The sequence below is a fragment of the Acinetobacter sp. WY4 genome (genome assembly GCF_018438165.1).
Classification (GTDB): Bacteria; Pseudomonadota; Gammaproteobacteria; order Pseudomonadales; family Moraxellaceae; genus Acinetobacter.
Window position 1 is genome coordinate 65,561 of the sequence record NZ_CP053947.1, and the last position, 12,711, is coordinate 78,271.

Genomic DNA, 12,711 nt, shown 5'->3' on the forward strand with positions numbered 1-12,711 from the left:
TTGGATAAAACCTGGCAAAAATGGCTGGCCAAGCGCTTTCAATTCTCACAGCAGAAACAGCTCTCGCAGAAAGATGTCTTGGTATTTATTTATCAGCAGGGCTATCTGTATCTGGTGTTGATCTGCATCACCTTTGTAGCCGGGGTAAACTATGCCAATAACCTGATTTTAGGTTTCTGCTTTTTAATCAGTGCGGTGCTATGTATCAGTTTTTATCTGACTTTCAAACAATTGCATGACCTGAAAATTGAGTTGATCGCGGATGATGTCGGGCAGGTCGGTCATAGCGTGAATTTGCATCTTTATTTTCAACAACAGCAACTTCGCCCCCGTTATTTGTATATCAAAGCAGGGAATCAGCTAGCGAAAGTTTATCTGAATGCAGCAAAGCAGCAATTTATTCTGCCATTTTATGCAGAGCAACGTGGCAAGTTTGATTACCCGGTGATTCAGATTTATTCGGTTTATCCCTTCGGGTTAGTTCGAGCCTGGACCTATCTTTATCATCAGCATTCGGCCTGGGTCGCGCCTAAAGCTGAAGTTTTTAGCACAGAAAATAAATATCACTTTAACCGTTTTGAACCGGATATGGATGAGTTCCGTGAATTGCGCAATTACCAGTCAGGTGATTCCTTGCAGGCGGTGTCCTGGAAGCAGTTTGCGCGTGGACAAGGCCTGTATGTCAAAGTCTTTGAGCAATATGAGGATGAGCACAGTATCGAGATTCATTATGCACATATGCCGAGCCAGTCACATGAAGAAAAACTTGAATTTGTGATGGGTCTGGTGGAGCAGTGCGAGCAGCAGCAATGTGCGTATAGTCTGCATTTGCCACAGGCCGAATTGCCTCAGGGCGCAGGTGAAGAACAACTGCGGAAAGCCAAACAATTGTTGGCGCAGGCTTAAGGCGGATAAATTCATGATCAATGCAAAAATCCGTACCTCAATTGTGCTGACTTTGGGCCTGATTCTCATCGCCCAGATGGCATTTATTCCGGTTCTACTCAGTATTATTTTTGCGATTAGTATTGTATGTATCTGGATTTTCCTGAAACGTCAGCAGCCATTTCCTAAAACGGGCACTTTCCTGCTGACGGCTTTGGCACTCGGCAGTATTTATTTGAGCCATCAGAGTTTTATTGGTGTTGAGGCTGGGGTAGCAGTTTTATCTACTTTTTTATTTGCCAAATCACTGGAAAGTAAAAATAAACGTGACCTGATTATTCTGTTTAATTTTGCCCTGTTTGTCGCTGCCAGTTCATTCCTATATAGCCAATCTTTTGGGATGGCGATCGTGATTGTGCTGTGTTTAATCAGCTGTCTGATTGGCATGTACCGGATTCAGACCAGTGAGTTTGAACAGGAGCAGACTACTCAGCGCGCAGCATTGCAACAGGATGCCAAGCATGTGGGCAAGTTTATCTTGTACGCCGTTCCATTTTTCATTTTGCTATTTATTTTCTTTCCGCGCTTGCCGCCACTTTGGCATATTCCCATTCCTGAAAATAAGGGCGTGACCGGCATTGGCGACAGTATGTCACCTGGGGATATTGCTGAATTATCCCAATCTAGTTCACTAGCTTTCCGGATTATTGGTGATGTCAGCAAGCTTCCGCCGCGTTCAGAACTCTATTGGCGAGCCTTGGTGTTAGATGAATATGATGGGCAACGCTGGACCAGCAGTTTCGTCAATCAGCAGCCTTTAATGCGACAACCGATGGATACCTCACCCGTACCTACAGGCTGGAACTACCAATATCTGGCTGCGGATCCTTCGGTGTTCTGGATCATGGGGTTGGAAAAATCGATACCTGTAGAACGCCGTTATTATAACCGTCAGGATTGGAGCATTGTGCCGAGACGGCTCACGCAACGTGTTGAACCGATTTCGTTACAATGGGTCGGGACAGCATATGATCCTCAGGCTTTGCCAACGCAATATATCGAAAGAACGAATACTCAGGTGCAGCGCCGACTTGACCCGAGAGCGCAACAATTAGCACAACGTCTATATGCGCAAAGTGCGGAAGATCCTCGGCGTTATGTGCAGCAAGTCTTGAATTGGTATCAGCAGAATAACTTTATTTATACCCTGAAGCCGGGCCAATTGGGGCAAAACCGGATTGATGAGTTCCTGTTTAATTCCCGGCAAGGGTTTTGTGAACACTATGCCTCGAGTTTCGTGATGCTGATGCGTTACGTTGGGATTCCTGCACGGGTGGTCACCGGCTATCAGGGTGGGGAGTTGGCACCAGATCGCATGAGCTGGGAAGTCCGGCAGCTCGATGCGCACGCCTGGACAGAAGTCTGGATTGACCAGAAATGGCAACGCTTTGATCCAACCGCAATGATCGCTCCACAGCGTATAGATGATGGTATGCAAAACCTGCTTTCTCAGGATGCATGGGTATCGGCAAATCAGTCGACCTGGAACTCGCAGCATAATCTATGGATCACCAAACTACGCGTTTGGAGTGATTATGCCAGCTACCAATGGCAAAGTAAGGTGGTGGGTTATAATGCAGAATCACAACAGAACTGGTTGTCAAAATTAGGCCTCGGCTCAGTTTATTCGAGTGTCATAATTTTGCTGGGCAGTATTGCGATACTGATTTTGGCCTATATCTTCAGAATTTATCTAAAAGCCCGACAGGCGCAACCTCCATTTGATCGAGCGATTCAACAGCTGAATCAATCTTTAGCTGATCATCTCAAAAAACAGCCTGCAGAAACTTTTCATCACTGGATGCAGCGTTTATCTCAACAGGTTCAGATTGAAAACCAGACTGCCTTTATTCAAGCTATACAAGTTTTTGAAAAAAATCTGTATTCAGGAATGACAATGACGGAGCAAGAAATGAAAAAATTCAAGGATTTGCTTAAAACTTGTTCGGACGCTTTGAAAAATAAATGAAAAGGCTTGTCTTCATGAGAAAAAATTTATAATATGCCAAACATTCTAGGTGTATAGCTCAGTTGGTTAGAGCGCTACGTTGACATCGTAGAGGTCTCCAGTTCGAGTCTGGATATACCTACCAAGATTTTATTGATTTTAATCAATAATATAGGGTGTAATTTTAGTAATTCCCCCCTGTTTTTTATGTCAAATAGGTCAGCTTTGAGTAATCAAAATACTCAAAATTTGCATTAAAAACTGCTTTATATTTAGTTTTTGGGCGCCATTTTTGAAGGACATATGTGTCTTCTAAATATTTGGCGCCTGAATTACGGCACCAAATATTTAGAGTTCTTAATTATGCAAAAACCTGTCAAACGTGGCAACGCATGGCGCATACAAGCCAAATATAAACACCTTCGTGATGCAGCAACACGTGATACTCCTGAGGAGTGTATTCAGTGGGCCCATAAAAGGCTCATGGAAATGCAACTAGAGTATGAAAAAGAACTAAAAAATTTAGATAAACCCAAATGTACATTACGAGAACTTTTTAATTTGTACTATGAAAAAGTAGGGCAATTCAAAAAGGGAAAAGATTATATTAAAAATCATATTAGATATCTTGATCGATATTATGGTGATTTAACTGATATTTCAATTCATGACATTACACCTAAATTAATAACTGAGAATCGTGAAAAAAGATTAAAATCTGTTAAACCTGCAACTGTACATAGAGAAATGAGCCTCGGATCTTCAGTATTTACTTATGCTGTTAGAGAGGTATTTTTTGTTGTATCCAACCCATTTAATCTAGTTAAAAAACCAACAAAACCTTCACCAAGGAAAAATCGGATTTATCAAGATCAAATTGATAAGGTTTTAGTAGGATTGGATAATTACAATGAAACTATGGTTCCTCAAACTCCAGCACATTTTATTGGCTGGTCCTTTTTATTTGCTATAGAAACAGCAATGCGTAAGGCTGAAATATTAGGTATTTGCAAAGAACATGATAGAGGGGATTATATACATTTGCCTGATACAAAAAATGGTACTTCACGTGATGTACCCTTATCAAATAAAGCACGAGCATTATTAGATTTGCTGCCAGAAAAAAATGGTTTTTTGATTCCTCATAATTCGAACTCATTTAGATTGATTTGGCAACGTAATTTGAAGCGTATAGGCTTGAGTGGGCAGTTTACTTTCCATGATACACGTCACGAAGCTATAACACGGTTTGTACATACTCTAAAGTTGCCTGTAGAAATATTAGCAAAAGTTACTGGGCACAAAACGATTAGTGTTTTGGTGAATACTTATTACAATCCAACAGCTTCTGAGATAGCAAAAATGCTAAATGCTGCTTAAAATATAGCCCATTCTATGGGGTCTTTTTACTTTATGAAAATATCAGATCTATCTATTATATCGATAGTTCCTTTTGTTCTAGGTGTTGATAATACACCTAGTTATAAAGGTGGACCTAAAATTGTAGAGTTGTTTAATGCTGTAGGATTTAGAGATGATTATTGGATTTTAAATAGAAAAGGGCTTTTTGGTTCAAGAAAAGACTTTGTAAAAAATAAATTATTAGAAATAAATGGAAAGAGCCAATTAAAAGAGTTTATTGAAATGTTGGTAGATGACCGACAAAATCATGAACCAGATAAAACAGCGACGTTATTAAATAATATTTTAAAACATGATAAGTATGAGCTAGTCAAAAATTTAGAAGGCATATATAAAATTTCGGGTGCTGATTTTCCAGAAAATATTTTGCTTACGCCTGTGTTTGAGGATATTGAAAAGCAGGTTATTGATCACATTCAGTCTGCAAAATACTCTGTTTGGGTTGCGGTAGCTTGGATAACTTCTCGACCTATTGCGGAAGCTTTGTTTAGACAACATCAAAAAGGAATCAATATTCGTGTAGTAGTGAATGATGATGAATTAACAAGGAAAAATGGAATAAAAATTGAGAATACAGAAATTGAGTATTATAAAATATCACCTAAAAATGGCAATTATGCTAATTTGATGCATCATAAGTTTTGTATTATTGACTTGAAAAAAGTTATTACAGGATCTTTTAATTGGACTGTAAAGGCTTCCTTCAATAATGAAAATATAGCGGTGATTGAGCAAAGAGACCAAGCTGAAAAATATGCTGATGAGTTTCTTAAACTTATTAAAAATTTACCAAGAAAATAAATAGTTAAAGGGCAATAAGCCCTTTCTAATTTTTACGTCTAGCACCACGTTTAGCAACGTTTAGATTTAAGTTTTCTAAAATTGGTAAAACTTCTTTTGGGTCGTATAGATGTTTGTTCTCATCACCTTTATTGAAAGGGCCAACTTTATTAATAATACTTTTGCGAGATAGATTGAATCGATCAGCTAACCATGCTGCTGTGACACGGTTTGGCATTTTTTCAGTTTTTAACTCAATTACTGTTCCAACTTTAGGGATATGATCATTTAACCACACTTGTGGTGGATACTCTGATTCAATGGTTAAGATATATTTTTTGATCATGTTGGTAGAATCCACTAATTATTAAATTAAAAAAAAGTGTTTACAGAGGGTCAGCTATGTAAACACTTTTTTATTAAATATTATATTTAATTTATTGGCAAGTATTTTAAATATATTATTTAATTTTTTTTGTGTGTTGGACAACCTTACCTAAGATATTTATCTTATCTTGTTCTTCGTAATCAGCGTGTCCTTCTTTTAGAGCAATCAATTTAAATTTCGTTGGAGTTAGCTCGTAAAATTTTCTTAAGATGGGTTTTGAATCATTATAAATAGCCAATACGTAACATTCTGGAGTCGGGATAGCATGGGAATCAATGATAATCTCATCACCAATTTCGAATATTGGTGACATTGCATTGTCTACAATAGTTGTTGCAAATGAGTTTTCACCTAATTCATTTAACTTTGTAACTGCGAAGTCTAAGTTTTGATTTTGAATTAGAGTAGTTAAATTGTTGGAAAGTATCTCAAAATCTATTTTTGGTATCAATCTAATTGTTTGAAATTTATCAATATTTATTTTAGATATTTCTTCGGCTTCCTTTTTTTGGATTCTATTGTCTATCAAATTTACAGTTAGGGCTGCTGCTCCCGCACCAATTGGGCCAAACGTTGCAGCCGCTAAGCCTGTTGAAGCAACTATTCCAAAGTTTTTAACAGTCTGAGCATTAGCTGTACCTTTGCCTGTTAATAACCAGTAATAATCTACACCTGTAAAATCGGCAATTTTTTGAAGAGCATCTTTACTAATGATACCACGTTTCCAATTTGTAGCAGCTTGAGGGGTTAATCCTATATTTGATGCTAAACGAGACCATGAAAATTTAATTTTATTATTTTTTTTATATAAATCAATTGTTTTTTGAATTCTCTCAATGAGAGCATTAGTCTCTTGTTCTTTTGGATTCATAGCAGTTCCATATTTCAAATACTCAAATTTATTATACATGATATTGGTAAATTAAATTTTATATTTCTTTTTTTGGTTGATTCTTTGGGGAAACATGATGTTTAATTATTAAATATAGTATTTCTAAATTGAGAGAGTGATGTTTAAGTGTAATGAAAGACCTGGATCCTTAGAGGTTTGTGAGATTTTAGAGGACTGTGTAGTCCTGCAGCCTCAAGATAAAGAGATACTAAATCACGCTGTTATTCAACGTTTTGGAAACCCACTACAACCGATTTTTATGTTTAAGGAAGATATCTTAATTAATGATTTATCGTATCAAAAACCGATAGTATTTCCTTTATATAATGCTGATTTAGAAGTTATTCAACTAGCTATTGTACAGGATGGCAAACTTGTACGTTTTTCAACAGGCAGCATTGCTAGAGGTTTCGCGTATTGCGGACAATTAAAAAAAGATAGACCACTAATAATCACTTATGGATTAGAAGCTTTTTTTAAAATAGCTGAAACAGATTATCCTGTAGTTTTGGTTGTATTACCATCTCTTTGTAATCAGAATCCAATAGAGTTAAAAGAGAATGATTTTGAACAAATAAATTTTGTGATTAATCAGCTTGTCAAGGCAAATTATCAACAACTTTATATTCCTGTCAGACCTGAGCATATACAGCTTGAAAGCTTTCAAAAATTGAAAAAAAATACTTGTGTAAATTTACTTAATCAATATTTACAGGTGGAACAAAATGAATTTTTTATTGATTTATCAAAAGATGAATCACTCGAAGAAGTTAAGCTATTTATTGATGAAGCTATAGAGCAGTTATTGATAAAAGATGAATTACCCAAAGGATATTTGGCGAAATCTTTCAAATATGGGGAGGGGGTATTTCAGCTTCTAGAATCTGGTTTGTATTATATTGAGCAAACAAAAGGTGATGATTATAGACGTTATATTTCTAGCCCAATTAGAGTATTAGCACAAACAAGAGATACGAATAATAATGCATGGGGCCGCTTATTGGAGTGGTATGATCCAGATGGTGTGAAACATTATCAAGCAATCTCTTTGGAACTATTTCAAACGGATGGTGCTGAATTGCGAAAGGCTTTAGCTTATCAGGGTGTAATAATTGCACCAGATAATAAAGCGAGAAACTTATTGCAATGTTATTTAATGAGTTATCCTACTGATTCTAGGGCATTATGTGTTGATCATGTAGGTTGGTACGAAGATGTATTTGTATTGCCTGGAGGGCAGATTGGTCAACATGAGACAAGTGATTTAATAGTTTATCAAACTACAGATGGCCTAGATAACAATTATCAAAGCAAAGGCTTATTAGAACAATGGAAGAATGGTATTTCTATTCCTTCTTCTGGTCATAGTAAGCTAGTTTTAGCCTTAAGTTCAGCTTTTGCAGGACAATTACTTACTCCGCTTGAGTACCAAACGGGAGCTGGAATCCATCTCAAAGGTAAATCATCTACTGGGAAAACTACGGCATTATTTGTGGGCGGTAGTGTATGGGGTAAACCTAGTAATTATTGCAAGACTTGGAGGTCTACAGGTAATGCTTTGGAATATACAGCCTATCTACATAATGATGGATTTTTAGCATTGGATGAAATTGGTGAGGTTTCTAATCCTAAAGAGATAGGCGCAATTTCTTATATGCTTACCAATGGTAAAGGGAAAGCACGTTTAACGAAACAAATTACTCCTAAACCATCATTAGAATGGAAAATTATTTTTCTTTCTTCTGGGGAAATGAGTTTAAAAGATATTATGAATGAAAATGGACAAAAGACCAAACTAGGTCAAGAAATCCGTTTAATTGATATCGATATTGATCAATCAGCTTATGGATTATTCGATCAGATAGATTTTGCTGAAGATGGAGCAAAACAATCAAGAATACTTGTAGAGCGTTCCAATCAATTTTTTGGAATTGCAGGTATAGAATGGCTAAAGTATTTGACAGACAATAAAAGAAAGATTATTGAACAGGCCAAAGAGTTATTAGAAAAATATCATCAAGAGCTGATAGTGGGACATACTGAAGGACATATCATGCGAGTAGCAAATACTTTTGCTTTAATTGCTGTGGCAGGGGAATTAGCAACGAAAGCAAAAATTACTGGATGGGAATCAGGTACAGCTTTTCATTCTGTGAAAGCTATATTTAATAATTGGGTTAGAGATTTTGAATATGTCGGTGATTATGAAACTCGAGAATTAATTTTACGTGTTAAAGCATTCTTGGAAGCTAACGAATCTAGTCGCTTTGAAGCAGTTGGACATGAACCTGATTATATCGAAAAAACTAATAATCGGGTTGGTTATTGGAAAATTGAAAATGATGAAAAGTTATTTCTAATATTGCCAGAGCAATTTAAGAAAGAGGTATGTAAAGGGCTTGATAGTCGTAAGGTAACTCAAGCATTAATGTCTCAAGGTCTACTTGAACATGATAATGAAAAGAGTACTAAAACGGTTCGCTTACCGAATCGTACAAAATCCATAAGAGTATATATGCTTAAAGATGAAATCTTTAGCTGGGGATAGAACTACTGGGCAACTATTGCAACAAAGGCAACACCCTTATAATCAAAAGCATTGAAAGAGTTGCCTTTGTTACCCAAATATAAGAAGAAGGCAACAGTGTACTAATATTGGTATATGTTGCCTAAATGAGGGCAGTAGGTGCAACAGCCTGAAAGATTGTGTTACCAATGCTGTTGCCTGTGTTGCAATAGTTGCCCTGAAGAATTATGGTGAGTCTATTTTATGTCTAGTATAGGCATCTTGGAATGTTGCGTTTTAGGTTGTTATTCAAAAAAACTAAAGGGATTTGAAATGTTTTTTAAATTTATTGTGATGGTAGCTTTATGAGTCAATTAAATTTACATGAAGTGCTTACTATAACTTTTGACTCTAACGTTTGGGAAAATATAGTTGATCCATCTAAACGTCATGAGGATGAGATCTATATAAAGATTTATGATGCAATTCACTCTAATAAAATTGAACCATTTTTTTTTGAAGGTTTAGCGATATTGGAGACTATTCCAAAAGATAAACGAAAGAATTACATAGGAAATTTTAAACCAAGTTATAAAATTCAAATTGAAGATGAGGTTGTTACTCAACAAGGAACCTTACCTTATGACTTATCTGATTATTTGAAAAATAATTTGCCTTTAGCTTTAGAGCTGGGTTTTAAATTTATTCGTATACCTAGAAACGGACTGCCATCAGTTGATCAAAAATATATGTCTACATTAGGTGATGCAAATATGAAAGAACGACAGGATCGTTCTTTTGAATGTGCTCATTTTATTGAAAATGAACTTGGTGCTGGGTATCAATATTTAAAAAATACATTGAATATGACCGGTAATCAGCATTTAATTCACAAAACATATAGTGATGAAGTTCTTAGTGATAAAAAATTTGCTATAGGAGTTGCTGAATGGGTAGATGGGGATGCATTGTCTGCTCACTATGGTTATGGCATTAAATATTTTTGTACAAATGATAATGCAAGAGGTGCTGGTTCTAATTCAGTTTTTTCTATTGAAAACAGAAGGAAACTGAAAGATAAATTTGGTATTAATATTATTAGTCCTATTAAATTGATAGAATTAATTTAAGTGTTATTAGGTTTTACAAAATTATAATTCATTAAATATTAAATGTTTAGCATTAAAGGAAAGGCTACATTCTAAATGAATGTAGCCTTAAATGTTTTTAGAACTATGCTGTTCAATTTTAACGCCTTTATTGGCTGATCAATTTTTTCATGCCGACTTAAGCCATATTCCACTTCAAATTGCTGTCGTAGACTCAGCTTTTTCTCACCTAAGATGGAAGAGCGAGACACTTATATTTTTCATGTCCGTGTGAACATTAGCTAGATTAGAAAGAACCTAGCAACTCCGCATAAGAAATATTTCTTCAGTGACCAAACTTCAGAATACTTATGCTTTATCAATCATGGTCTAGTTTGAGCGACCAAGCTCAAACATAGGAATACGACCAAGCACTCCATTAACCTTCTTCTAACATATTGCCGAACATATTTTCATATGTGCCGACTCAAGCTTTCGCAGTGAGCAATCTGATAAATCAGACTGTTTTAGGATTCGCTTTAAGCTAGCTATCTCACTTAATACAAATCTTGCTATGAAGATCTGTATCACAACTTCCACAGGTGAAACCTGTTTTATATGCGCTACTTGCCATCGCTCCCACACTGTATAAATTGACAGACCTTTAACCAATTTAAGTCCTTCATACAGTGCTTCCCAAGTTATTTCAAAGTGTCTTAATGTGCAGACCGTTTATCCTCTCGCTTGCATACATACTTCCTGTTTCCCCCAACCGTAGTTCCTTAGTTTTATCGGGATATGATGTATACACAACTTTATAAAGGGTAAAACTCTTACACTCCAATCAGCATCTATCGATTAATGCCGTTACACGTTTAAGCTATCCAGCGACCCATTCAGCTTGCGCTAAATGGTGCCAACTTCTCCACCGTTAGGCTCGAAGTCCTAGTACCTCACGGTACTCTCAGCAGCCATCGTGATTGGAAATGAGCATACTTTTCGCAAGTTATTCACTTACCTCGATCAAGCATACACACTCAGCTATTAACGGAGACTATTGCACTTCCTGTGCTACTCCTGACTGTATCACCTTGAACAGGGTTTCAATTCAAAACAAGTTTTAAATCTAATTTGGTTATTCTTAACCAAATGACCATTTCGGAATAAATTCCTTATAGGCTCCCGTGTCCTTGTCGCCCAACAACTTTATATGCAAAGCATATAGGAACTCTTAAATCCAAGTTGAATGAACGGATAGAAGAAGAGCATTGCAGCTCTCCAGCCCCCGTTGCAACGTACCGAGCGAGGTTTCCCCAGCAGTCCGCTACATCGGCAGTACAAGAATGGTTAGTTCAGGTACTCACGGCAATATGTATCAAAGTTTTGAATGGTGGTCTTAAACCCATCCAAAACTTCAAAGAAGAAAATTAAGGATGGATGGTCAGTCCACTATTCGATTGATAAGTTCATATTAGTACATCTAATTTTAAATATCAATAATATTGATATTAAGTATAAAATATTATAAATTTAACTAATGAAGTTTGTGTCGTCATTAGGAACTACTTAATTGCCACCTTACAAAGTGAGGTGACTATTCTTAAAGCTATGGCTTTGCCATAGCGGTTTTGAGCAAAGCTCAAAAGTAAAAAGTACCTTAATTTTGATGATTTCTATTGTTGCCTGACACAAACGCAGAGACGAGATTCCACAGGGAAAAAGTGGATTGTTGATTTACAGCAAAACTGTATTGTTGGATGATAAAAAATGATTGATTACAGCCCCCATACCAAGTACGCAGCACAAAAAATTCAAGATAAAGTCACTCGTGGAGCATACTTCTATTCGTTATTCAGTATTGATGATGGCATTGGCTCAACAACCAATATTAAGAAATTAATTGAGAAACTGACGCTTAGATATGACCTGAATTTAACCAGTCGTCAGAGAAATTACCGCCTTAAAACAGGTAAGCCAATTGCAGACCTGATTGTTCAAGATGTGATTTATGAGAACAGATGGCAATTTATTTTATTGATCACTACGCCTAACAGTCATAAACACAGTAAACAGCCAATTCACTCTACTGAACAGCAAAAGCAAATCGGCAAAGATAAAATCTTTGAAATGGACGAATTGGCCTTTTCTAGAGAGCATATTCTTGCTGAGACTGATCTAATCCATAGCTATTTTAATGATGATGAAGCCTTGAAGTTCGTCATGTCTAAACCTTATCTAGAGTTGGATTTTGCTGGATGTTCAGCGGAACTTGTACGTATGACTCACAAGAAGTACAAATCAAATTCAGATAAATTTTATAGAACTCCTAGTAAGCCCTTTAGTTGGACATGGAGATGGAAGAAAGATGTCATAGCAAAAAAGAAAACAGATTTAGTTAATATTATTAATCGCTATGTGTCACAGACAAACAAAACTAAATCCATTGAAGATCTCATTGCATGGCAGTCTTATTTTCAATCCTTTGCTGTTTTTAGAGGGATGAGACAACAGGTAGGACGGCTTTACGCATTGGGGAAATTATTTCTGTATAGTCGTGGTAAGCAAAGATGGGATGATTCAAATTTACCTATTTTGAAATTATATTTTGTACCACGCTATAAAACATATGCTGATTCCTTTGAAGAGTATGAAATAAGGAGAGAGGTCTATAAAAATTTTGGCAGAGAAATACCAAGAGAAATATCAATAAAAAAGATTTAGATCTATTGGTGAAATTTATAG

9 protein-coding genes and 1 tRNA gene are annotated in these 12,711 nt (G+C 36.2%); 8 read left to right on the top strand and 2 right to left on the bottom strand.

The window, feature by feature from the left end; translation table 11 throughout:
* The 5 genes from G4D73_RS00285 to G4D73_RS00305 all read left to right on the top strand — a co-directional run bounded on the left by G4D73_RS00285 (position 1) and on the right by G4D73_RS00305 (position 5,116).
* Complete coding sequence (locus G4D73_RS00285; RefSeq protein WP_213687095.1) at positions 1-906, top strand: DUF58 domain-containing protein; 906 nt, start codon at positions 1-3, stop codon at positions 904-906.
* A 13-nt stretch (positions 907-919) separates the two neighbouring features.
* Positions 920-2,914: a transglutaminaseTgpA domain-containing protein gene (locus tag G4D73_RS00290; RefSeq protein ID WP_213687096.1), complete on the top strand. Its 1,995-nt coding sequence runs from the start codon at positions 920-922 to the stop codon at positions 2,912-2,914.
* A 47-nt stretch (positions 2,915-2,961) separates the two neighbouring features.
* Positions 2,962-3,038 (top strand) — tRNA-Val (locus G4D73_RS00295).
* A gap of 218 nt (positions 3,039-3,256) precedes the next feature.
* Positions 3,257-4,273, top strand: a complete 1,017-nt coding sequence (locus G4D73_RS00300; protein WP_213687097.1) for a tyrosine-type recombinase/integrase — start codon at positions 3,257-3,259, stop codon at positions 4,271-4,273.
* Positions 4,274-4,306: 33 nt separating this feature from the next.
* Positions 4,307-5,116: a phospholipase D-like domain-containing protein gene (locus G4D73_RS00305; protein ID WP_213687098.1), complete on the top strand. Its 810-nt coding sequence runs from the start codon at positions 4,307-4,309 to the stop codon at positions 5,114-5,116.
* Between the two features lie 25 nt (positions 5,117-5,141).
* Here the strand turns inward: G4D73_RS00305 and G4D73_RS00310 are convergent, their stop codons facing one another.
* Positions 5,142-5,441 carry a hypothetical protein gene (locus G4D73_RS00310; RefSeq protein ID WP_213687099.1) on the bottom strand — a complete coding sequence of 100 codons (300 nt, stop codon included), beginning with the start codon at positions 5,439-5,441 and terminating at the stop codon, positions 5,142-5,144.
* Between the two features lie 115 nt (positions 5,442-5,556).
* Positions 5,557-6,354: a LexA family transcriptional regulator gene (locus tag G4D73_RS00315; protein WP_213687100.1), complete on the bottom strand. Its 798-nt coding sequence runs from the start codon at positions 6,352-6,354 to the stop codon at positions 5,557-5,559.
* A gap of 139 nt (positions 6,355-6,493) precedes the next feature.
* Between G4D73_RS00315 and G4D73_RS00320 the strand changes: the two genes are divergently transcribed.
* The 3 genes from G4D73_RS00320 to G4D73_RS00330 all read left to right on the top strand — a co-directional run bounded on the left by G4D73_RS00320 (position 6,494) and on the right by G4D73_RS00330 (position 12,690).
* Complete coding sequence (locus G4D73_RS00320; protein ID WP_213687101.1) at positions 6,494-8,923, top strand: DUF927 domain-containing protein; 2,430 nt, start codon at positions 6,494-6,496, stop codon at positions 8,921-8,923.
* A gap of 323 nt (positions 8,924-9,246) precedes the next feature.
* The gene (locus G4D73_RS00325; RefSeq protein ID WP_213687102.1) at positions 9,247-10,011 is read left to right on the top strand and encodes a hypothetical protein; all 765 of its coding nucleotides are present in this window, start codon (positions 9,247-9,249) and stop codon (positions 10,009-10,011) included.
* A gap of 1,725 nt (positions 10,012-11,736) precedes the next feature.
* Positions 11,737-12,690 (top strand): hypothetical protein, encoded by a 954-nt coding sequence (locus G4D73_RS00330; RefSeq protein ID WP_213687103.1) that lies wholly within the window; start codon positions 11,737-11,739, stop codon positions 12,688-12,690.
* Positions 12,691-12,711 lie beyond the last annotated feature (21 nt).